At 63.9% G+C, this 20,377-nt stretch carries 23 protein-coding genes; 15 read left to right on the top strand and 8 right to left on the bottom strand.

What is annotated here, in order from left to right; all coding sequences use genetic code 11:
- Nucleotides 1–9 precede the first annotated feature (9 nt).
- Nucleotides 10–825 (top strand): energy transducer TonB, encoded by an 816-nt coding sequence (locus tag AC0L3U_RS21745; RefSeq protein WP_473363143.1) that lies wholly within the window; start codon nucleotides 10–12, stop codon nucleotides 823–825.
- On the opposite strand, the gene AC0L3U_RS21740 is transcribed toward AC0L3U_RS21745, so the two are convergent.
- The 7 genes from AC0L3U_RS21740 to gntR form a co-directional block, all read right to left on the bottom strand.
- Nucleotides 813–1,235, bottom strand: a complete 423-nt coding sequence (locus AC0L3U_RS21740; protein ID WP_456769649.1) for a hypothetical protein — start codon at nucleotides 1,233–1,235, stop codon at nucleotides 813–815. The two genes, AC0L3U_RS21745 and AC0L3U_RS21740, sit on opposite strands and share 13 nt — an antisense overlap.
- A gap of 65 nt (nucleotides 1,236–1,300) precedes the next feature.
- Nucleotides 1,301–1,981 (bottom strand): site-2 protease family protein, encoded by a 681-nt coding sequence (locus tag AC0L3U_RS21735; protein WP_456769648.1) that lies wholly within the window; start codon nucleotides 1,979–1,981, stop codon nucleotides 1,301–1,303.
- A gap of 149 nt (nucleotides 1,982–2,130) precedes the next feature.
- Entirely contained in the window at nucleotides 2,131–2,523 is a 393-nt protein-coding gene (locus AC0L3U_RS21730) for a GFA family protein (protein WP_473363142.1), read from the bottom strand.
- Nucleotides 2,524–2,530: 7 nt separating this feature from the next.
- Nucleotides 2,531–3,277, bottom strand: coding sequence for an SDR family NAD(P)-dependent oxidoreductase (locus AC0L3U_RS21725; RefSeq protein WP_473363141.1), 747 nt, complete (start codon nucleotides 3,275–3,277; stop codon nucleotides 2,531–2,533).
- A 27-nt stretch (nucleotides 3,278–3,304) separates the two neighbouring features.
- Entirely contained in the window at nucleotides 3,305–4,036 is a 732-nt protein-coding gene (locus tag AC0L3U_RS21720) for an SDR family oxidoreductase (protein WP_473363140.1), read from the bottom strand.
- A gap of 112 nt (nucleotides 4,037–4,148) precedes the next feature.
- Nucleotides 4,149–5,978: an IlvD/Edd family dehydratase gene (locus AC0L3U_RS21715; protein WP_473363139.1), complete on the bottom strand. Its 1,830-nt coding sequence runs from the start codon at nucleotides 5,976–5,978 to the stop codon at nucleotides 4,149–4,151.
- Nucleotides 5,979–6,100: 122 nt separating this feature from the next.
- Entirely contained in the window at nucleotides 6,101–7,201 is a 1,101-nt protein-coding gene (gntR, locus tag AC0L3U_RS21710; RefSeq protein ID WP_473363138.1) for an HTH-type transcriptional regulator GntR, read from the bottom strand.
- Between the two features lie 201 nt (nucleotides 7,202–7,402).
- Between gntR and AC0L3U_RS21705 the strand changes: the two genes are divergently transcribed.
- The 12 genes from AC0L3U_RS21705 to AC0L3U_RS21650 all read left to right on the top strand — a co-directional run bounded on the left by AC0L3U_RS21705 (nucleotide 7,403) and on the right by AC0L3U_RS21650 (nucleotide 18,912).
- Complete coding sequence (locus AC0L3U_RS21705) at nucleotides 7,403–8,464, top strand: ABC transporter ATP-binding protein (RefSeq protein ID WP_007592328.1); 1,062 nt, start codon at nucleotides 7,403–7,405, stop codon at nucleotides 8,462–8,464.
- A 78-nt stretch (nucleotides 8,465–8,542) separates the two neighbouring features.
- On the top strand, nucleotides 8,543–9,856 hold the full coding sequence (locus tag AC0L3U_RS21700; RefSeq protein ID WP_473346519.1) for an ABC transporter substrate-binding protein: 1,314 nt from the start codon (nucleotides 8,543–8,545) through the stop codon (nucleotides 9,854–9,856).
- A 66-nt stretch (nucleotides 9,857–9,922) separates the two neighbouring features.
- Nucleotides 9,923–10,870, top strand: a complete 948-nt coding sequence (locus AC0L3U_RS21695) for a carbohydrate ABC transporter permease (RefSeq protein WP_473363137.1) — start codon at nucleotides 9,923–9,925, stop codon at nucleotides 10,868–10,870.
- 2 nt (nucleotides 10,871–10,872) lie between these two features.
- The gene (locus tag AC0L3U_RS21690) at nucleotides 10,873–11,748 is read left to right on the top strand and encodes a carbohydrate ABC transporter permease (protein WP_007592322.1); all 876 of its coding nucleotides are present in this window, start codon (nucleotides 10,873–10,875) and stop codon (nucleotides 11,746–11,748) included.
- Between the two features lie 79 nt (nucleotides 11,749–11,827).
- Entirely contained in the window at nucleotides 11,828–12,814 is a 987-nt protein-coding gene (denD, locus tag AC0L3U_RS21685) for a D-erythronate dehydrogenase (RefSeq protein ID WP_473363136.1), read from the top strand.
- A 23-nt stretch (nucleotides 12,815–12,837) separates the two neighbouring features.
- The gene (locus AC0L3U_RS21680) at nucleotides 12,838–13,806 is read left to right on the top strand and encodes a sugar kinase (RefSeq protein ID WP_473363135.1); all 969 of its coding nucleotides are present in this window, start codon (nucleotides 12,838–12,840) and stop codon (nucleotides 13,804–13,806) included.
- A 13-nt stretch (nucleotides 13,807–13,819) separates the two neighbouring features.
- Nucleotides 13,820–14,470 (top strand): bifunctional 4-hydroxy-2-oxoglutarate aldolase/2-dehydro-3-deoxy-phosphogluconate aldolase, encoded by a 651-nt coding sequence (eda, locus tag AC0L3U_RS21675; RefSeq protein WP_473363134.1) that lies wholly within the window; start codon nucleotides 13,820–13,822, stop codon nucleotides 14,468–14,470.
- Between the two features lie 59 nt (nucleotides 14,471–14,529).
- Nucleotides 14,530–15,699, top strand: coding sequence for an acetyl-CoA acetyltransferase (locus tag AC0L3U_RS21670; protein ID WP_007609038.1), 1,170 nt, complete (start codon nucleotides 14,530–14,532; stop codon nucleotides 15,697–15,699).
- Nucleotides 15,700–15,871: 172 nt separating this feature from the next.
- Nucleotides 15,872–16,078, top strand: coding sequence for a hypothetical protein (locus AC0L3U_RS21665; protein WP_027517389.1), 207 nt, complete (start codon nucleotides 15,872–15,874; stop codon nucleotides 16,076–16,078).
- 121 nt (nucleotides 16,079–16,199) lie between these two features.
- Nucleotides 16,200–17,423 (top strand): CaiB/BaiF CoA transferase family protein, encoded by a 1,224-nt coding sequence (locus tag AC0L3U_RS21660; protein ID WP_473363133.1) that lies wholly within the window; start codon nucleotides 16,200–16,202, stop codon nucleotides 17,421–17,423.
- Complete coding sequence (locus AC0L3U_RS21655; RefSeq protein ID WP_473363132.1) at nucleotides 17,420–18,556, top strand: thiolase family protein; 1,137 nt, start codon at nucleotides 17,420–17,422, stop codon at nucleotides 18,554–18,556. Before AC0L3U_RS21660 ends, AC0L3U_RS21655 begins: the two co-directional genes overlap by 4 nt.
- Nucleotides 18,553–18,912: a Zn-ribbon domain-containing OB-fold protein gene (locus AC0L3U_RS21650; RefSeq protein ID WP_473363131.1), complete on the top strand. Its 360-nt coding sequence runs from the start codon at nucleotides 18,553–18,555 to the stop codon at nucleotides 18,910–18,912. The genes AC0L3U_RS21655 and AC0L3U_RS21650 overlap by 4 nt, the downstream gene beginning before the upstream one ends.
- Before the next feature lie 437 nt (nucleotides 18,913–19,349).
- Here AC0L3U_RS21650 and AC0L3U_RS21645 read toward each other — a convergent pair whose 3' ends face one another.
- On the bottom strand, nucleotides 19,350–19,520 hold the full coding sequence (locus AC0L3U_RS21645) for a hypothetical protein (protein WP_473363130.1): 171 nt from the start codon (nucleotides 19,518–19,520) through the stop codon (nucleotides 19,350–19,352).
- Between AC0L3U_RS21645 and AC0L3U_RS21640 the strand changes: the two genes are divergently transcribed.
- Both AC0L3U_RS21640 and AC0L3U_RS21635 read left to right on the top strand, forming a co-directional pair.
- Entirely contained in the window at nucleotides 19,519–20,046 is a 528-nt protein-coding gene (locus AC0L3U_RS21640) for a carboxymuconolactone decarboxylase family protein (protein WP_473363129.1), read from the top strand. The genes AC0L3U_RS21645 and AC0L3U_RS21640 overlap by 2 nt on opposite strands.
- A gap of 26 nt (nucleotides 20,047–20,072) precedes the next feature.
- Entirely contained in the window at nucleotides 20,073–20,375 is a 303-nt protein-coding gene (locus AC0L3U_RS21635; protein WP_007609049.1) for a nucleoside triphosphate pyrophosphohydrolase family protein, read from the top strand.
- Nucleotides 20,376–20,377 lie beyond the last annotated feature (2 nt).

Raw genomic sequence — 20,377 nt, 5'->3', positions numbered from 1 at the left:
AGGCCCGCGATGTCGGACGAGTCCAGACCAGCCCGGACGCTTTGGATTTTGGCAGCGATGGCGGCGCTCGCGCTCCATCTCGGTGGCGCTGCGCTCGCGCTGGCGCACCTGCGGGCCGATGACGGCGACGATGGCCTCGGCGCGGCCGGCGCGGAGTTCGCTGTCGAGATGGCCTCGCCGAAGGCGCCCGACACCGACCTTCCGCCGGGACCGGATAGTGAAGCGATGCAGGAACAGCAGGCGCTTCCCGAGCAAAAGGCCGAGACCAGGGAAACCGAGCTTCCAAAGGATCAGTCGCAACAGGTCGACGATCCCGATCGGGTCGTCACCGAGAACATCTCGAAGAAGCCACAGGACGAGGATCCGAAGATCGCGGCCGTCGAGACGCCCGCTGCGGAGGCCTCGCCGAAGTCCGTCGCGACGGCGCGGCAGACGCTCGACGAGGACGCGCGCGAGGCCGAGAAGGCGCTGGCGCCCGTGCTCGGCATCGGCAAGGACATTCTGAAGCTCACGGCGGACTGGAATCGCAAGATCAGCGCGCATCTCACGGCCCACAAGGTCAACCCGGAGGGCAAGGAGCCCAACAATCAGAAGGTCAAGGTTAGCTTCGCGATCAACCGACGGGGCAACGTGCTTTCAGTCGACGTTGTCGAGTCGTCCGGGGATGCAGCTTACGATGCGGCGGCGATCTCGATTGTCCGCAAATCCGATCCCATCCCGCAGCCGCCCGCCAGCCTGACCGACGACCGGTTCGAGCGCACCGTCGACATCATCTTCACACCGCCGGACGCAAAGAAAAAGAAGAAGTCGGCTCAGCGCCAGTAGAGCCTGATCCCGACATAGACCACGACTAGGCAGGCGAAGATCAAGGCCACCGGGAGCGGCCGTTTCTGGGTTGCGCCAGCGGTCGCTGCCCCGAAGAAATTGACCTTTTTCGGCTTCGGGTCTGGGCGACGGAAAGCGGTAACATTGTCCGCCGCCGGTTCGGCCGCCCGGGGGCGGACGTCAGGCGGGGTTCCCGCGCCGCCCATCTCGGCATAGTAGGCCTTGTAGATGGCGCCGATGGTGGCCTCGGTAGCCTCGCCCTCGTTCATCTGCGCCTGCAGGTTCTTGTAGCTCACCAGGAACTCCTGCGCCCCCGGAGGCAGCGCGGACGACCCGTTGAGCTTGGCCATCATCTTCCAGGTGGCGAAATCGGCGCGGGCGCGGGTGTCGGCGCGTCGCGCGATCAGCATATCGGCAGCTTTGACCAAGTCGGCCTCGAGCCCTTCGGCTTGTGTTCGGGTGTGTCGCTGTTCAACTACGCATTGCCGGTCAGAATGAGAACACCCTGAATCACATAACCGGTCAACGTTCGCAGTATTGCTGAAATAACATCAAGATTTAGACCGAACTGGGAGCCCGCCAGCGGTAGCAGGATCAGCAAGCCGATCAGGATCAGCATCCCGAAGGGCTCGAGCCGGGCCAGCGGCAAGGCGAGCGCGCGGGGCAACAGCCCCACCGCGACGCGCCCGCCGTCGAGCGGCGGGATGGGCATCATGTTGAACACCGCCAGCACCGCGTTGATCAGCAGTGCGTTCTTGAGATTGTCGAAGATCCATTGCGCCGAGTTGGCCGGAGCCCAGGGGAGGGCGTGCAGGGCAAGAGCTGCGGCCAGCGCCAGCAGGATGTTGGTGGCGGGCCCGGCCAGCGCCACCCATACCATGCCGAGCCTGGGGTCGTTGAGCTTGCGGAAATTCACCGGCACAGGCTTGGCATAGCCGAACAGGAACGGCGAATGCGCGAACAGCAACATCGCCGGCAATATCAGCGTGCCGAACGGGTCGATGTGGCGGAGCGGGTTGAAGCTGACACGGCCGAGCTGCCATGCGGTGTCGTCACCGAGACGGTATGCGACGAAGGCGTGCGCAGCCTCGTGGAAGGTGATGGCGAGCACCAGCGGCAGCACCCACACCGAGAGGTCATACAAGGAAATGTTCACGGCTCGTCCGTCCCGGTTTGCTTGCGGTCTTGCAGCCGACCCAGCCAACCGGTGGTGCAGCAACGCTTCACCTCAACATAGGGTGGCCGGTTCCGAAATGCCACGCAGCAAATGATCGGCGCCCCGAACCCGCCGTGCAGTCGTGCAATTCATGCAGGAATCGTCCCCGGATATTGCGTCAGCCCGTCGTCGAGCTTCAGCCAGGCGAGCTTCTCCGAGACCCAGATGTGCTCGGTCGGCACAAACGCGTTGCGATCGTCGAAAGTCGCCAGCGCAACGCCAGCCAGCGTGCCGTTGCGTCGCCAGGCGAACAGCCGCGTGCCGCAGCGCTTGCAGAACACCCGGTCGATGTGCTCGGACGACGCATAGCGCTCGGTGTCGCCCTCGACGGTCAGCACGCGCTGGTCGAACTGCGCGCGGGCGAAATAGGGCGAGCCCATTGCCTTTTGGCACTTCCGGCAATGGCAGACGCGAACATTGAGCGGCTCACCTTCCGCCTTGAACCGCACCGCGCCGCACAGGCATCCGCCTTCTCTGATCATGGCGCCCTCAGTAGGTTGCGCGCCCGCCGGAGATGTCGAACACGGCGCCCGTCGAAAACGCGCAGTCCTCGGATGCGAGCCAGCTCACCATCGCGGCGAGCTCTTCCACCAGCACGAAGCGGCCTTTCGGAATCTTCGACAGCATGAAGTCGATATGTTGCTGCGTCATCTGGTCGAAGATCGCGGTCTTCGCAGCCGCGGGCGTCACCGCATTGACGAGAATGTCATGTGCCGCCAGTTCCTTGCCGAGCGACTTCGTCAGCGCGATCAGGCCGGCCTTGGACGCCGAATAGTGCGAGGCGTTGGGATTGCCTTCCTTGCCGGCGATCGAGGCGATGTTGACGATGCGCCCGTATTTTTGCTTGAGCATCGCGGGCACGATCGCCTTGCAGACGATGAAGGGGCCGTCGAGGTTGATGCGCAGAACTTTCCGCCATTCCTCGAGATCGGTCTCCCAGACCGGCTTGTTGACCCCGGCGATCCCGGCATTGTTGACGAGGATGTCGATCTTGCCGAAGGCGGCAAGCGTCGCGTCGCGGGCCTGCTCGACGGCCGCGGTATCGGTGACGTCGACCTTGAAGACGCGGGCATTGTCGCCGATTTCCTTTGCCGTCTTCTCGGCGAGGGCTGCATCAAAATCCCAGATCGCGACCTTCGCGCCGGAGGCGACGAAGCGCTGAACGATGGCGCGGCCGAAGCCCTGCGCACCGCCGGTGACGATGGCGACACGGCCGTTGAGATCGATTTTGTTCATGCTGGATGCCTTCTGGATGCCTTGGCGTCAGAGCATGTAGCCGCCGTCGACGACGAGGTCGACGCCGGTGGTGAAGGCGCTCTCGTCACTGCCGAGATAGACCGCCATGGACGCGATCTCGTCGGCGGTGCCGAGCCGGCCCATCTTCTGGCGGGAGACGAACATCTCCTTGCCCTGCGGCCCTTGCGCCGCGGCGCGGTCGAGCATCGAAGGCGTCTCGACGGTGCCCGGGCAGATGCTGTTGCAGCGGATGCCCTTGGTGATGAAGTCGAGTGCGACCGCGCGCGTCAGCAGCGACACCGCGGCCTTCGAGGCGCTGTAGACGTAGCGGTTGGCCGGCGGCCGCAGCGCCGCGCAGGAGGAGATGTTGACGATGCTGCCGCCGCCGCCCGCGAGCATGTCCGGCAGAAAGGCCCTGATGGTCCGGTGCATCGACTTGACGTTGAGGTCGAACGAGAAATCAAAATCCTCTTCCGAGCATTCGAGGATGGTCCCGTGGTGCACGAAGCCGGCCGCGTTGAGCAGGATGTCGACCTTGCCGACGCGCTTGGCGAAGGCGTTGACGTCGGCGGTGCTGCGCACGTCCAGCTTGGCGACCTCGGCGATGCCTTCCTTGGTCAGGCCCGCGATGCCGCTCTCGTTGATGTCGGTGGCGATGACGGTTGCGCCTTCACGCGCGAATGCGATGGCGCATGCGCGTCCGATGCCTGCCGCTGCAGCCGTGATGACGGCGCGCTTTCCCTTGAGGCGGTCTGCCATTTGTTGTTCTCCTCGATACTCAGTGCCGTAGCCCGGATGAGCGCGCGAGCGCGATATCCGGGAGCGGATGTCCCGGGTGTCGCTTCGCGCACCCGGGCTACGTGTTCCTAACTCAGTGATTATCCCGCGCCACACCAAAGCTGCCGGCGACGTTCTGGTAGCGCGTGGCGAGCTCCATACAGGCGCCGGTCGCGTGCTGGCCGACGGTGTTGCGATAAAGCTCCTGCCACGGCGTCTGGTTCGGCGGATGTTTGAAGCCGCCATTGGCCTTGAGCTCGGCATGGCGCTTCTTCACCTCGTCGTCGGAGATGAGGATGTTGGCGCTGCCCTTGTTCAGATCGACGCGCACCCTGTCGCCGTTCCTGAGGATCGCGAGCCCGCCATTGGCGGCGGCTTCCGGCGAAGCATTGAGGATCGAAGGCGAGCCCGAGGTGCCCGACTGCCGGCCATCGCCGATGCAGGGCAGGGACATGATGCCGCGTTTGATCAGCGCCGCAGGCGGCTGCATGTTCACGACCTCGGCGCCGCCGGGATAGCCGATCGGGCCGGTGCCGCGGATGAACAGCACGCAGCGCTCGTCGATCTCGAGCGAGGGATCGTCAATCCGCTCGTGATAGTCCTCAGGCCCCTCGAACACGACAGCGCGGCCCTCGAAGGCATTGAGATCGGTCGGATTGCTAAGGTAGCGATCGCGGAATTCCTTGGAGATCACGCTGGTCTTCATGATCGCGGAATCGAACAGATTGCCCTTCAGCACCAGGAAGCCGGCGTCCTTCACCAGCGGCTTGTCGTAAGCCCAGATCACGTCGTTGTCCGGCTTTGGCGCATTGGCGCAGTTCTCGCCGATGCCGCGGCCGTTGACCGTGACAGCGTTCTCGTGGATCCGCTTGTGCTTCATCAATTCGCGCACCACGGCCGGCACGCCGCCGGCGCGGTGGAATTCCTCGCCGAGATAGAAGCCGGCCGGCTGCATGTTGACCAGGAGCGGCACGTCGTGGCCGACCTTCTGCCAGTCGTCGATCGAGAGCTCGACGCCGATGTGGCGCGCCAGCGCATTGATGTGGATCGGCGCGTTGGTCGAGCCGCCGATTGCCGAGTTGATCACGATGCAGTTCTCGAACGCCTCGCGGGTCAGGATGTCCGAAGGCTTGAGGTCTTCCCAGACCATGTCGACGATACGCTTTCCCGTCTCGTAGGCGATCTGGCCGCGCTCGCGATAGGGAGCGGGGATCGCCGCACAGCCCGGCAGGGAGAAGCCGAGCGCTTCGGCAAGCCCGTTCATGGTGGAGGCGGTGCCCATGGTGTTGCAATGGCCGACCGAGGGCGCCGAGGACGCCACGATCTCCATGAACTCTTCATAGTCGATTTCGCCGGCGGCGAGCCGCTCGCGCGACTTCCAGACGATGGTGCCGGAGCCGGTGCGCTCGCCATTGTGCCAGCCGTTCAGCATCGGCCCGCCTGACAGCACGATCGCGGGCAGGTTGACGGTTGCCGCCGCCATCATGCAGGCCGGGGTGGTCTTGTCGCAGCCGGTGGTCAGCACCACGCCGTCGAGCGGGTAGCCGTAGAGGATCTCGACGAGGCCGAGATAAGCAAGGTTGCGGTCGAGCGCCGCGGTCGGGCGCTTGCCGGTCTCCTGGATCGGATGGGTCGGGAATTCCATCGCAATGCCGCCGGCCTCGCGGATGCCTTCGCGGACGCGATGGGCAAGCTCGATATGGTGGCGGTTGCAGGGGGAGAGGTCGTTGCCGGTCTGTGCGATGCCGATGATCGGCTTGCCGGACTGGAGCTCTGCGCGGGTGAGACCATAGTTCAGATAGCGCTCCATATAGAGCGCGGTCATGCCCGGGTTATGCGGATTGTTGAACCATTCCTGCGAGCGGAGGTGGCGGCGAGCGCCGTTGCCGGCGGGGGCATGCCCATTGGTTGGTTTTTTTGTCATTGGTTTCTCCTGCAATGCAAACGCACTGGCGTCCGTTTTAGGGTATCGGCTTGTGCGATGCCCAACGGCGCGAGCGACGATTTGCCTGCCCGCTGGCGGGTCGTTTCCTCACAAATCCGATACTAGTCATGGCCGCTTGGTAACGCTACCATTTTGTTCGCAGCGCCCGTGCCTGAAGCAGCTGGCCGGTTGTCCGACCGCCGGGCCAACGAGCTTTGCCGCTCGATCACCTTGAAGCCGAGATCGAGCACCGGATGCTCCGGGCGCCGTCCGTCGATCGCGTCGATCAGCATGCTGGCGGCCGTGTTGCCCATCTCGTAACGGTTGGTGCGCACGCTCGTGAGAGTGGGGACGGCGGAGGCCATGAATTCGAGATCGTTGAAGCCGACGATCGCGATCTGTTCGGGGATCGCGATCTCGCGGCGCTTGCATTCGAACAGCACACCCAGCGCGAGGTCGTCATTGGCGCAGAACACCGCGTCCATGCCGGGCTCCCGCGCCAGGAGATCGGTGAACAGGGCGCCTCCGAGCGTTACCGAGGTCGGTGTCGCCGTCGTCACGACGAGGCGTTGCTCGAAGAGCCCTGCGTCCTTCATGGCCGAGACGTACCCGTCGAGCCGCCGCTGCACCCGCGGATCCATCCGCGCGCCGACGAAGCCGATCTTGCTGTGACCTTGCGCGAACAGATGCGCAACCGCCGCACGGGCTGCTTCATAGTGCGAAAAGCCGATCATCATGTCGATCGGATTGGGCCCGATCTCCATGATTTGCACGATCGGGCAGTCGGCGGCATCGAGCATCGCGCGCGATTCCGTGGTCTGGTCGATGCCGGTGACGATCAGCCCGGCGGGCTTCTGCGCAAGAAACAGCCGCAGCAGCTTCTCCTCCTGGAGAATACTGTAGCGTGTGTTGGACAGCTGGATCGAGTAACGGCTGTTTTCGGAGGCGTCGTAGATGCCGCGCAGCACGTCGGAGAACACATTATTGGTTAGTGACGGAATCAAGACACCGATCACCTCGGTGCGCTGCGAGGCCAACGCGCGTGCCGCCAGGTTCGGCACATAGCCGAGCTCCCTGGCCGCGCTCTCGACCCGGGTCCGCTTGGCGACCGATAGCGCCTCGGGATTGCGGAAGAAGCGGGACGCCGTGATCGGGCTTACGCCAGCAAGCTCGGCGACTTCCGCCAGCCGGATTTTGCCTGACTTGGTGCGGTTTCGACCCATTTGCTGCTCTTAACACACTCACTGTCGCAAACAAAGGAACGTTGACAGCGCTACCAGCACAGACTAACCAAAGACAAATTGCCAAAACCGCACAAACTGCCGACAATGTCGCCCGCTAAGGTTGGGCTTCGTCGGTGAAGTCTGAAAAAACAAGACGGTCGCGGCGCGAGATGCGTCGTGGACTTTCGAGGAGGGAGCTAGATGTCGTCTGTGCAAATCCGCGACGTGCGGAAATCGTTCGGCAATTTTGAAGTCCTGCACGGCGTTTCGATTCCGATCGAGGACGGCCAGTTCGTCGTCCTGGTTGGCCCCTCCGGCTGCGGCAAGTCGACGCTTCTGCGCATGCTCGCCGGTCTCGAGAACATCACCTCAGGCACGATCTCGATCGGCGACCGCGTCGTCAACAATGTCCAGCCCAAGGAGCGGGACATTGCGATGGTGTTCCAGAACTACGCGCTCTATCCGCATATGACGGTCGGCGAGAACATGGGCTTCTCGATGAAGCTGCGGGGCGAGAGCACCGAAGAGATCAACAAACGCGTCAAGCGCGCCGCCGAGATCCTGGCGCTGTCGCCGCTGCTCGAACGCTATCCCCGCCAGCTCTCCGGCGGCCAGCGCCAGCGCGTCGCCATGGGCCGCGCCATCGTGCGCGATCCGCAGGTGTTCCTGTTCGACGAGCCCTTGTCGAACCTCGACGCCAAGCTGCGCGTCGCGATGCGCACCGAGATCAAGGAGCTGCACCAGCGGCTGAAGACCACGACGGTCTACGTCACCCACGATCAGATCGAGGCCATGACCATGGCCGACAAGATCGTCGTTATGCACGATGGCATCGTCGAGCAGATGGGTACGCCGCTCGAGCTCTACGACAAGCCCGAGAACCAGTTCGTCGCGGGCTTCATCGGCTCGCCGTCCATGAACTTCCTCAAGGGTCATGTGCGCGTCAACGGCGTTGCGACCTTCGAGGGGCCGAATGGCGTCAAGCTGCCGCTCAGGAACGCGCCGGCGGCGTCCGACGGGCGTCCTGTCGTTTACGGTGTGCGTCCCGAGCATTTCACCATCGCTGACGACGGCGCCGATGCCGAGATCGTGGTGGTCGAACCGACCGGCTCGGAAACGCAGGTGTTTGCGAAGCTCGGCGGTGAGCAGGTCGTCGCGGTCTTCCGCGAACGTCACCAGTTCAATCCGGGTGACAAGGTCAAGCTGAAGCCCGATCCCTCCGTGATTCATCTGTTCGACGAGGCGACGGGCAAACGCGTGTAGCGACGCCGAAGAACTGCCCAAGCAGAACTGCCCAATACAAGACGACCCAATACAAATATAAAATTTAGGGAGAGAACGATGAGCGATTTCGACAGGCGAAGTGTGCTTAAAGTCGGTCTGGGCGGCGCGGCGCTGCTGGCCGGCCCGGGCATCGTCCCGGTGCGCGCGGCGGAGTGGACCAACACGCCCGAGCCGAACGCCTCCATCCGCGTGCTGCGCTGGAAGCAGTTCATTCAGGCCGAGTTCGACAAATTCGCCGAGCAGACCAAGGCGTTCTCCGAGAAGACCGGAGTCAAGGTCAAGCTCGAGGCCGAGAGCTGGGAAGACATCCGCCCGAAAGCCGCGGTCGCCGCCAATGTCGGCGCCGGTCCCGACCTGATCATCGGAACGCTCGATGATCCCCATAAATTCCCGGAAAAGCTGATCGACATGACTGACGTCGCCGACTATCTCGGCGCGCAGTATGGCGGCTGGTATCCAGTTGCTGAACGCTACGGCAAGAAGGGCAACAGCTGGATCGCCATTCCGCAGGGCGCGACCGGCGGCTGCCTGAACTACCGCGTCAGCCACGTGAAGGCTGCCGGCTTCGATGAATTCCCCAAGGACACCGCCGGCTTCCTCAAGCTCTGCCAGGCGCTGAAGAAGAACAACACGCCGGCCGGCTTCGCGCTCGGCCACGCCACGGGCGACGCCAACGGCTGGTGCCAGTGGGCGCTGTGGGCCTTCGGCGGCAAGGTCGTCAACGACAAGAACGAGGTCGTGATCGACTCGCCGGAGACGATCGCCGCGCTCGAATACGTCAAGCAGCTCTACGAGACCTTCATCCCCGGCGTGCTGTCGTGGAACGACTCGAACAACAACAAGGCGTTCCTCAATGGCGAGCTCAGCCTGACGCTGAACGGCATCTCGATCTGGACCGTCGGAAAGAACTCGACCGATCCGAAGCAGCAGGAAATCGCCAAGGACATGAACCACGCGCCGATGCCGATCGGTCCCGTGGGCGTGTCGACCGAGCAGCAGAACGTGCTCGTCTATTACGGCTACAAGCACTCGAAGTATCCGAAGGCGGTCAAGGAATACATCAAGTTCATGATGGACAAGGCGAACTACGACGCCTGGGAGGTCTCCTCCAACGGCTACGTGTCGCCGCCGCTTCCGGCCTACAACGACAACCCGGTATGGACGTCGGATCCGAAGATCACGCCGTATCGCGACTGCCTGAAGCGCTGCCGCGACAACGGCTATGCCGGCGATCTCGGCTATGCCTCCGCCGCCGTCATGGGCGACTTCGTGGTCGTCGACATGTTCGCGGAAGCCGCGTCAGGCTCCGTGACGCCGAAGGCGGCAGCCGCACGCGCGGCCGAGCGCGCCAAGCGTTACTACCAGGTCTGATCAGCTCCAATCTACGCGGCGTCCGGTTCGCCGGACGCCGCGACTCTTCGTCAAGGGGAATCCGACATGGCAGTTATGGCCGAGTCCGCAGCCGCGCAGGTCAAGCGCAGCAGCCTGTGGACCAGAGCATTCGAGAGCCGGCATTTTCTCGGCGCGATGTTCATGGTGCCGGCGATCGCCATCCTCATCCTGTTTCTGGCTTACCCGCTGGCGCTGGGCTTCTGGCTCGGCATGACCGACACCAAGATCGGCGGCGCCGGGCGCTACATCGGCTTCCAGAATTTCGTCTCGCTGGCGAAGGACTCGGTGTTCTGGCTTTCGGTGTTCAACACCATCTTCTACACGGTCGCCGCCAGCGCGGTGAAATTCGCCATCGGCCTCTATTTGGCGCTGCTGCTCAACGAACGGCTGCCGATGAAGTCGATGGTCCGCGCCATCGTCCTGTTGCCCTTCGTCGTGCCGACGGTGCTCTCTGCGATCGCGTTCTGGTGGATCTATGACAGCCAGTTCTCGATCATCTCCTGGGTGTTGATCAAGGCCGGCCTGATCACACGCTATATCGACTTCCTCGGCGATCCATGGAATGCGCGCTGGTCGGTCGTCGCCGCCAATATCTGGCGCGGCGTGCCGTTCGTGGCGATCACGCTGCTGGCGGGATTACAGACCATCTCGCCCTCGCTCTATGAGGCCGCCAATCTCGACGGCGCCACCAATCTGCAGCGCTTCCGCCACATCACGCTGCCGATGCTGTCGCCGATCATCGCGGTCGTGATGACGTTCTCGGTGCTGATGACCTTCACCGACTTCCAGCTTATCTACACCATCACGCGGGGTGGGCCGATCAACTCCACCCATCTGATGGCGACGCTGTCGTTCCAGCGCGCCATCACCGGCGGCAATCTGGGCGAGGGCGCGGCGATCTCGAACGCGATGATTCCGTTCCTGGTCGCGGCGATCCTGCTCAGCTTCTTTGGGCTTCAGCGCTCCCGCTGGCAGCAGGGCGGGAGGGACTGACCATGACCACGGCAGACGACCAAAGCGTCGGAATGGACTACCTCGAGAGCTTCCCACGGAAATTTTTTCGGGTCTACCTTCCGCTCGGCCTGATCATCTTCTTCCTGCTATTCCCGTTCTACTGGATGGCGGTCGCGACGTTCAAGCCGGACGCGGAAATGTACGACTACGAAAAGTACAATCCGTTCTGGATCGTGCATCCGACGCTGGAGCACATCAAGAAGCTGTTCTTCGACACCGACTATCCGCTCTGGATGTGGAACACCGTGATCGTCTCGGTGTCCTCGACCTTCATTTCCCTGTTCGCCAGCGTCTGCGCCGCCTACGCGATCGAGCGCTTGCGCTACAAGGGCTCGCGCTATGTCGGCCTTGCGATCTTCCTCGGCTATCTCGTGCCGCCCTCGATCCTGTTCATTCCGCTGGCGGCGATCGTGTTTCAGCTCGGCCTGTTCGACGGCAATCTGGCGCTGATCCTGACCTATCCGACCTTCCTGATCCCGTTCTGCACTTGGCTGCTGATGGGCTATTTCCGCACCATCCCCTATGAGCTGGAGGAGTGTGCGCTGATCGACGGGGCGACGCGGCTGCAGATTCTGATGAAGATCACGCTGCCGCTTTCGCTGCCGGGCGTGATCTCGGCGGGCATCTTCGCCTTCACGCTATCCTGGAACGAGTTCATCTACGCGCTGACCTTCATCTCCTCGTCCGAGAACAAGACGATCCCCGTCGGTGCGATCACCGAGCTCGTCAATGGCGACGTCTACCATTGGGGTGCGCTGATGGCGGCGGCTCTGACCGGTTCGGTTCCCGTAGTTATCCTTTATTCCTTCTTCGTGGAGTATTATGTGTCGGCGATGACCGGCGCCGTGAAGGAATGATCGCGGGGCCTGCCTTGAGAGCGCGCCAGGACGAATCGCCGAAATCGGTGCGTTCGGGCTAATAAAAAGGAGTAGGCTCTTGCACATTCTGGTTCTGGGCGCCGCCGGCATGGTCGGCCGCAAATTGTGCGAACGGTTGTTGCGCGACGGCCGGCTCGGCAAGAGCGACATCACCAAGCTGACCATGCATGACGTGGTCGAGCCGAAGGCGCCGGAAAAGGCCGGTTTTGCCGTCGAGACCGTGTCGAGCGATTTCGCTGTGCCGGGTGCGGCCGAAAAGCTGATCGCCGGCCGTCCGGACGTGATCTTTCATCTCGCCGCGATCGTCTCGGGCGAAGCCGAGCTCGATTTCGACAAGGGCTACCGCATCAATCTCGACGGCACGCGGATGCTGCTCGATGCCGTCAGGCTCGCCGGCGGCGGCTACAAGCCGCGCGTGGTCTTCACGTCTTCGATCGCGGTGTTCGGTGCGCCGTTCCCCGATGCGATCGGCGACGAGTTCTTCCACACGCCGCTTCTGAGCTACGGTACGCAGAAGGCGATCGGCGAATTGCTGCTGGCCGACTATTCCCGCCGGGGCTTCCTCGACGGCATCGGCATCCGCCTGCCGACCATCTGCATTCGGCCCGGCCTACCCAACAAGGCGGCATCGGGCTTCTTCTCCAACATCCTGCGCGAGCCGCTGGCCGGCAAGGAAGCGGTTCTTCCCGTGTCCGAGGACGTCCGCCATTGGCATGCCACGCCGCGCTCCGCCGTCGGCTTCCTGCTGCATGCCGCCACCATGGACCTCGCAGCGGTGGGGCCGCGCCGTAATTTAACCATGCCGGGCCTGTCGGCGACGGTTGGCGAGCAGATCGCTGCACTGAAACGCGTCGCCGGCGACAAGGTCGCCGCCCGCATCAAGCGGGAGCCCGATCCTTTCATCGTCGGCATCGTCGGCGGCTGGCCGCGCAACTTCAACGCAAAGCGGTCGCTCGAGTTCGGCTTCACCACGGCCGAGAAGACTTTCGACGACATCATCCGCATTCACATCGAAGACGAGCTCGGCGGCAATTTCGTCGCGTGATCTCTGACTGAGCGGGTAAAGTGATGGCGAGCGTTGCTTGCATCGGCGAATGCATGGTCGAGCTCCGGCAGGCCCAGGGTGGACAATCCGCCGGGCAGGGTGGCGGCCTCTACTCGCGTGGATTCGGCGGCGACACTCTCAACACGGCCGTGTACCTCGCGCGCCTCGAGGTCAAGGTCGATTATTTCACCGCGCTTGGCGACGATGCCCTGAGCGACGAGATGATCGCAGCCTGGACTGCCGAGGGCGTCGGCACGAGGCGCGTCGCGCGGCTGCCGGGCAAGCTGCCCGGTCTCTACATGATCCAGCTGGACGCGAAGGGCGAGCGCCAGTTCTTCCACTGGCGCGACAGTGCGGCGGCGCGCCAGCTGATGAATCTGCCGGAGACGGACGATCTCCTCAACTCCCTGATGAGCTACGACATCGTTTATCTCTCTGCGATCACGCTCTCGATCTACGACGCGGCCGGGCGCGAGCGCCTGTTCGCGGCGATCAAGCGCGCGCGCCTGCTCGGCACCCGCTTCGTGTTCGACACCAATTTTCGTGCGCGCGGATGGCCGGATCGCGACGTCGCGCGCGAGGTGTTTTCAGCGGCCTTCGCGGCCGCCGACATCGTGCTGACCTCGACCGAGGACCTGCTCGCCCTCTATCCCGGCGAGAGCCACGAGCAGTTGATGGTGCGCATCCCGAGCCCTGAGCTGGTGTTCCGGCTCGCCGAGCCGGTCAGCCTGCTGCGTTTTCCCGGGGGCCCCTACGAGGTCCGCGCCGAGCCCATGTCCAAACCCGTGGTCGACACCACCGCGGCCGGCGACAGCTTTGCGGCGGCCTATATCGCGGCGCGGCTCGCCGGTTCCGACCCTGTCGAGGCCGCCCAGGCCGGGCACCGCCTCGCCAGCCTCGTGATCTGCTATTCCGGCGCCATCATTCCGGGTTATGCCATGCCGCCGAAGAAACGGCACCGGCCGGCGACCACGCGTCAAGCGACCAAGTGAAACGAAAGCCAAGATGACCACGACTGCCCAGCAGAACCACCTCGCCGCGCTGTTCAAGGCCGCGACCGTCATTCCCGTCCTCACCATCGAGCGTATCCAGGATGCGGTGCCGCTGGCGCGTGCGCTGGTGGCCGGCGGCGTCCGTACGCTGGAGGTGACCATGCGTACCCCTGTTGCGATCGAGGCGGCGAGGGCGATGATGGCCGAAGTGCCCGAGGCGGTGGTCGGCATCGGCACGATTCTCAATCCGGCCGACTTCACCCGTGTCGAGAAGCTCGGCGTCGCGTTCGGCATCAGCCCTGGTTTGACGCCGGACCTGTTGGCGGCCGCCACCCATAGCTCCTTGCCGTTTGCGCCGGGTATCGCCACGGCGTCCGAGCTGATGCTGGCGCTGTCCTACGGCTTCGACGTCGCAAAATTTTTTCCGGCCGAGCAGGCCGGCGGTATCAAGGGACTGCGCTCGCTGGGTGGGCCGTTCCCGAGCGTGCGGTTCTGCCCGACCGGCGGGGTCGGCGAGGCCAATGCGGCAACCTGGCTCGCGGAGCCCAATGTGGTCGCGGTCGGCGGTTCCTGGCTGTGCCCGACGGCGGAGATCAGGGCCGGGAACTGGGCCGGCATAACTGCCATCTGCCAGCGCACCCTCCAGGCCCTTAAACCCGCGTGAAGTCTTGCCATCCCTGGGCTAAGACTTAGGTCAGCAAGAGACCGCCAGGGAGAAAGACCATGACCGCCAGCATCGTCGGATGGGCGCATACGCCGTTCGGCAAGTTCGACACCGAGACCGTGGAAAGCCTCGTGGTGAAGGTCGCCAATGAGGCGCTGGCGGATGCCGGCATTTCGGCTGGCGATGTCGACGAGATCGTGCTCGGCCATTTCAACGCCGGCTTCTCGCCCCAGGATTTTACCGCCTCGCTGGTGCTCCAGGCCGACCCGAAGCTGCGCTTCAAGCCGGCGACCCGGGTCGAGAACGCCTGCGCCACCGGCTCCGCCGCCGTCCATCAGGGCGTGCGCGCGATCGCGGCCGGCGCAGCCAGGATTGTCCTCGTCGTCGGCGTCGAACAGATGACGCGCACGCCGGGGCCGGAGATCGGCAAGAACCTGCTCAAGGCGTCCTATCTGCCTGAGGACGGCGACACCGTCGGCGGCTTCGCCGGCGTGTTCGGCAAGATCGCCAGCTCCTATTTCCAGAAATACGGCGACCAGTCCGACGCACTGGCGCTGATCGCGGCCAAGAACCACAAGAACGGCGTCGCCAATCCCTTCGCCCAGATGCGCAAGGACTTCGGCTTCGACTTCTGCCGCGCCGAGAGCGAGAAGAACCCCTACGTTGCCGGCCCCCTGAAGCGCACCGACTGCTCGCTGGTCTCGGACGGTGCCGCTGCCCTGGTGCTGGCCGACGCGGAAACCGCCAAGGGCATGAGCAAGTCGATCGGCTTCCGCGCCACCGCGCACGCCCAGGATTTCCTGCCGATGTCCAAGCGCGACATCCTCCAGTTCGAGGGCTGCACGGTCGCCTGGCAGCGCGCGCTGGAGAAGGCGGGCGTTACACTGTCCGATCTCTCCTTCGTCGAGACTCATGACTGCTTCACCGTCGCCGAGCTGATCGAGTACGAAGCGATGGGCCTGACGCCGAGGGGGCAGGGCGCCCGCGCCATCAAGGAAGGCTGGACGCTCAAGGACGGCAAGCTGCCGGTCAATCCGTCCGGCGGCCTGAAGGCCAAGGGCCATCCGATCGGCGCCACCGGCGTCTCCATGCACGTAATGACCGCGATGCAGCTCGCCGGGCAAGCGCCCGAGGGCATGCAGCTCAAGAATGCAAAGCTCGGCGGCATCTTCAACATGGGCGGTGCGGCTGTTGCCAACTACGTCTCCGTGCTGGAGCCGTTGAAGTAAGGCTGCGTAGGGTGGGTTAGCGAAGCGTAACCCACCACCTTTCTTTCCTCGGCGACAAAGTTGGTGGATTACGCCTTCGGCTAATCCACCCTACGGCCTTTGCGCTAGATCATGGTGGGCACGCTTCGCTTTGCTCACCCTACGGCTCTGATTGATTCGCGGGACATGCATCATGAGCAATGACTACGAAGATTCGCTGTCGATGGACGCACTCAACGATCGCATCGCGATTCTCGAGGACAATATCCGCCAGCTCATCGAGCAGGCTGCGGCCGCCTCGGGTGAGCAGAACGAGTCGCGGATCGCGGACCGCATCAATCAGCAGAACGAGGAGCTCGACCGTCTCCTCAAGATTCGCGAATCCCGTCAGAAGAAATAGCGGCCTTTCGCCGCCGGCGCATGCGGCCATACGCCGGCCGCCCTTGCGCAGGCGACGCCGCTGCCGTTAGCTGGACCGAAATCGCAGGGCTCACTTGAGCCCGCGCAATCGGGAGCGAACGATGGGACCGCTGAAGGGCATCAAGGTCGTCGACATGACCACCGTGCTGATGGGTCCCTATGCGACCCAGATGCTCGGCGACTACGGCGCAGACGTCATCAAGGTGGAATCTCTGGACGGCGACGTCACCCGCCTGATCGGTCCGATGCGGCACGCCGGCATGGGCCCGGTGTTCCTCAACACCAACCGCAGCAAGCGATCGATCTGCCTCGACCTGAAGAAGCCCGCAGGCCGCGAGGCCGTGCTGCGCTTGCTGAAAGACGCCGACGTTCTCGTCTACAACGTCCGCCCGCAGGCGATGGCGCGGCTTCAGCTGGGCTATGACGTTGTTGCCAAGATCAATCCGCGTCTGGTCTATGCCGGCGTGTTCGGCTTCGGCCAGGACGGGCCGTATGCTGCAAAACCCGCCTATGACGATCTGATCCAGGGCGCCACCGCGCTGCCGGCTCTGATGGCGCAGACCGGTGACGGCGTGCCGCGCTATGTGCCGAACGCACTGGTCGATCGCATCGTCGGCCTCACTGCCGTCGGCGCGATCTGCGCCAGCCTCGTGCATCGCGACCGCACCGGACGCGGTCAGCGCGTCGACATCCCGATGTTCGAGACCATGGCCGGCTTCGTCATGGGCGACCACATGGGCGGGCTCACCTACGAGCCCCCGCTCGACAAAGGCGGTTACGCCCGCCATCTCTCGCGCGACCGCCGGCCCTACAAGACATCGGACGGCTATCTCAGCGTCATCGTCTACAACGACAAGCAGTGGGAGAACTTCTTCAAGGCGACGGGACGCGACGATCTGCGGGCCGACGCGATGTTCGCAACATTCGCCGGCCGCGCCGCCAATATCGATGTGGTCTATGCCGAGCTCGCGCGCATCTTCGAGACGCGCAGCACCGAGGAATGGATCGACCTGCTGACCAAGGCCGACGTGCCTGTGATGCCGATGCACGACCTCGCGTCGATGCTGCACGATGAGCATCTAGAGGCGACCAACTTTTTCCCAGTGGTGAACCATCCAACTGAAGGGCCGATCCGGAGCATGAGGGTGACGGCGACCTGGTCCGAGACCGAAGCCGAACCGGTGCGGCTCGCGCCGCAGCTGAACGAGCACGGCGCGGAAATCCTGCGTGAGGTCGGCTACTCCGCCCACGAGATCGACGCCATGGTCCGCGATGGCGTGACCCGTTCGCCGCCCCGGAATGACGATGCGCAGGTGCGCCCGTGAGCTTCATCACCGGCGCCGGCCTCACGCCTTTCGGCAGGCACGAAGGCTCGTCCTCGCTCGACCTGATGAGCAAGGCCGCGCAGTCCGCGCTCGACGACGCCGGGCTCGAGCGCGCCGAGATCGACGGCATCCTCTGCGGCTATTCCACCGTCTCGCCGCACATCATGCTGGCGACCGTCTTTGCCGAGCATTTTGGCATCCGCCCCGCTTACGCCCATGCCGTCCAGGTCGGCGGCGCCACGGGGCTGGCGATGACGATGCTCGCCCATCATCTCGTCGAAGCGGGCGTTGCCCGCAATGTGCTCGTCGTCGCCGGCGAGAACCGTCTCACCGGGCAGAGCCGCGATGCCTCGATCCAGGCGCTGGCGCAGGTCGGCCATCCCGATTACGAGGTGCCGCTCGGACCGACCATTCCCGCCTACTACGGCCTGGTCGCGAACAGGTACATGCATCAATACGGCGTGACGGAAGAAGACCTCGCCGAATTCGCGGTGCTGATGCGCGCCCACGCCTGCACCCATGCCGGCGCCCAATTCCGCGATTCCATCACTGTTGGCGACGTCATGGCCTCCAAGCCGGTGGCGATGCCGCTGAAGCTGCTCGATTGCTGCCCGGTGTCCGACGGCGGTGCCGCCTTCGTCATCAGCCGTGAGCGGACCGGAGAGGCCGGCGTGCGCGTTCGCGGTTGTGCCCAGGCCCATACCCATCAGCACGTCACTGCAGCGCCCGCCCTGAGCGAGTTCGGTGCCGAGATCTCCGTCGCTCGCGCCAGGGAAACCTCCGGCCTGGCGATCTCCGATGTGCGCTACGCCGCGATCTACGACAGCTTTACCATCACGCTCGCGATGCTGCTGGAAGATCTTGGCCTTGCTGGCCGGGGCGAGGCGGCCGCCCGCGTGCGCACCGGCCATTTCAGCCGTGACGGCGCGGTGCCGCTGAACACCCACGGCGGCCTGCTCAGTTACGGTCATTGCGGCGTCGGTGGCGCCATGGCGCATCTTGTCGAAACGCATCTGCAGATGACGGGACGGGCGGCGAATCGTCAGGTCCGCGATGCCTCGATCGCGCTCCTGCACGGCGACGGCGGCGTGCTGTCGTCCCACGTGACCATGTTCCTGGAGCGGGTGCGATGAGCGAGCGAATCGCGGATTGGACCCAAGGTGAGCAGGTCATCATCTTTCAGACCTGCACCTCATGCGGCCATGTGCAGTATTTCCACCGCGCCTTCTGCGCGGCCTGCGGCGCGTCCGATCCGCGCGAGCAGCGCGCCAGTGGCAAGGGCACGGTCTACGCGACGTCGCTGGTCTGCCGCGCCGCCACGCCCGAGACGCGCGCGCACGTGCCCTACAACATCCTGCTGGTCGATTGCGCCGAGGGTTTTCGCATGATGGCGCATGGTGAGAATGATCTCGCCATCGACGATGAGGTCAATGCCAGCTTCAAGCTGTTCGCCGGCAAGCTGGTGCCGTTCTTTGCCAAAAACAGATAGCGAACTTTGGATGCTCGAAGTAGCCCGGATGGAGCGAAGCGAAATCCGGGTTTTTACCTCACCGATAGACTTTCCCGGATTGCGCTGCGCTCCATCGAGCCACTGCAGCAATGCGAGCGGTGGGATCCGTCATTCGGGGGCGGTCCTGAGAGACCGAGCCTGGAACGGGAATTCTGGGCCTGGCCTGTGCGAGGGCCACCCCGGAATGACGAAAGCACTCACCCGACTCTTAACTAGCGCCCGTAGAACAGAATGCTGGCGATGACGAGCATCGCCATCACCGCCAGCATATGCGCGAACGCTTCCGAGGCCGCCCCCTTGGTGGCTTCCTTCATGCCGTTTTCTCCCTAGACTTGGGCGTGACTCATCGATGCGCGGTTAGCGCCCAACGGCCAATTGTTTTTACTCGGAACACCCCTTGCGAGTATCCGCCGCGATCAAGTCCCCACGCGGCGAATATCGACTGTAGCAAGGTCGTTCAGCAATGCGGCGGCATTTTGACTCGATGTTGTTGCTCCTGCGGACGCGCAAGAATACAGTTTCGTGGAACTTTCGCCGCGAACGACAAAAAGCATCAAAGGCTTAGGGAAAAACTTCAGGAAAATCATGGCCCGTATCAACTACAGCGACCCGTCCAAGGCATCCGACCGCACCCGCGAGATCCTCGACAAGAACCGCAATGCCAACATCTTCCGGATGATGTCGCATTCGCCGAGCTACTTCGAGCAGTACTGCCGGCTCGGCGGCGCCATCCGTCATAAGGGCGAGCTCGATCCGATCGTGCGTGAGCTCGCGATCACCCGCACCGGCATCTTGTGCGAGGCGCCGTATGAGATCGTCGCGCACAAGCGCATCGGCAAGAATGTCGGCGTCACCGACGAGCAGAACGAGGCGCTCGAGAACTGGCAGGCCGCGAGCTGTTTCGACGAGACGCAACGCGCCGCACTCGCCTTCACCGACGAGATCGTCAAGCTGAACAAGCCGACCGATGCGATCTTCAAGGCGATCTCATCGAAACTGACGCCGGCCGCGCTCGTCGAGCTGCAGCTCTCTGTCGGCTTCTACATCATGACGTCGAAATTTCTGGAGACCTTTGAGATCGACCTTCAGCCGGTCACCGAAGTGGTAGGCTGATCGAGGCATTGCTGTGAGGGACGCTCATGACGATCGATGAATATGCCGCCTGGGCTGCAACGATTGCGAAAGTCGATGAGCGTCCGTCCAACGAACGGCTGGCCTATCTGGGCCTCGGTCTCGCCGGCGAATCCGGCGAGGTGGCCGAGCACATCAAGAAGCTGCTCCGCGATGACTGGCTCGATCAGGCCGGCCTCGTTGATGAACTGGGTGATGTCATCTACTACTGGGCATGCCTGTGCGTGGCGACCGGCCAGCAGCCATCCGAGCTGCTCAAGACCAGCGCCGCCAAGATCAAGCGGCGGATCAGCGAGGCGGCGAGCCGCTAGGC

The sequence above is a fragment of the Bradyrhizobium sp. Kon69 genome, from assembly GCF_055807515.1.
Note: the sequence above shows the minus strand (reverse complement) of the source record. Positions and strands in the feature narration are given on the sequence as shown.

Excerpts from the sequence above, each read along its gene's own strand:
- AC0L3U_RS21740 (WP_456769649.1), bottom strand. The coding sequence starts at position 1,235 with ATGCTGATCGCGCGACGCGCCGACACCCGCGCCCGCGCCGATTTCGCC.
- AC0L3U_RS21695 (WP_473363137.1), top strand. The coding sequence starts at position 9,923 with ATGGCAGTTATGGCCGAGTCCGCAGCCGCGCAGGTCAAGCGCAGCAGC.
- AC0L3U_RS21705 (WP_007592328.1), top strand. The coding sequence starts at position 7,403 with ATGTCGTCTGTGCAAATCCGCGACGTGCGGAAATCGTTCGGCAATTTT.
- AC0L3U_RS21645 (WP_473363130.1), bottom strand. The coding sequence starts at position 19,520 with ATGATTTTCCTGAAGTTTTTCCCTAAGCCTTTGATGCTTTTTGTCGTT.
- AC0L3U_RS21725 (WP_473363141.1), bottom strand. The coding sequence starts at position 3,277 with ATGAACAAAATCGATCTCAACGGCCGTGTCGCCATCGTCACCGGCGGT.
- AC0L3U_RS21680 (WP_473363135.1), top strand. The coding sequence starts at position 12,838 with ATGGCGAGCGTTGCTTGCATCGGCGAATGCATGGTCGAGCTCCGGCAG.
- AC0L3U_RS21670 (WP_007609038.1), top strand. The coding sequence starts at position 14,530 with ATGACCGCCAGCATCGTCGGATGGGCGCATACGCCGTTCGGCAAGTTC.
- AC0L3U_RS21730 (WP_473363142.1), bottom strand. The coding sequence starts at position 2,523 with ATGATCAGAGAAGGCGGATGCCTGTGCGGCGCGGTGCGGTTCAAGGCG.
- AC0L3U_RS21640 (WP_473363129.1), top strand. The coding sequence starts at position 19,519 with ATGGCCCGTATCAACTACAGCGACCCGTCCAAGGCATCCGACCGCACC.
- AC0L3U_RS21715 (WP_473363139.1), bottom strand. The coding sequence starts at position 5,978 with ATGACAAAAAAACCAACCAATGGGCATGCCCCCGCCGGCAACGGCGCT.
- AC0L3U_RS21720 (WP_473363140.1), bottom strand. The coding sequence starts at position 4,036 with ATGGCAGACCGCCTCAAGGGAAAGCGCGCCGTCATCACGGCTGCAGCG.
- AC0L3U_RS21635 (WP_007609049.1), top strand. The coding sequence starts at position 20,073 with ATGACGATCGATGAATATGCCGCCTGGGCTGCAACGATTGCGAAAGTC.
- AC0L3U_RS21745 (WP_473363143.1), top strand. The coding sequence starts at position 10 with ATGTCGGACGAGTCCAGACCAGCCCGGACGCTTTGGATTTTGGCAGCG.
- AC0L3U_RS21690 (WP_007592322.1), top strand. The coding sequence starts at position 10,873 with ATGACCACGGCAGACGACCAAAGCGTCGGAATGGACTACCTCGAGAGC.
- AC0L3U_RS21700 (WP_473346519.1), top strand. The coding sequence starts at position 8,543 with ATGAGCGATTTCGACAGGCGAAGTGTGCTTAAAGTCGGTCTGGGCGGC.
- eda (WP_473363134.1), top strand. The coding sequence starts at position 13,820 with ATGACCACGACTGCCCAGCAGAACCACCTCGCCGCGCTGTTCAAGGCC.
- AC0L3U_RS21665 (WP_027517389.1), top strand. The coding sequence starts at position 15,872 with ATGAGCAATGACTACGAAGATTCGCTGTCGATGGACGCACTCAACGAT.
- AC0L3U_RS21660 (WP_473363133.1), top strand. The coding sequence starts at position 16,200 with ATGGGACCGCTGAAGGGCATCAAGGTCGTCGACATGACCACCGTGCTG.
- AC0L3U_RS21650 (WP_473363131.1), top strand. The coding sequence starts at position 18,553 with ATGAGCGAGCGAATCGCGGATTGGACCCAAGGTGAGCAGGTCATCATC.
- gntR (WP_473363138.1), bottom strand. The coding sequence starts at position 7,201 with ATGGGTCGAAACCGCACCAAGTCAGGCAAAATCCGGCTGGCGGAAGTC.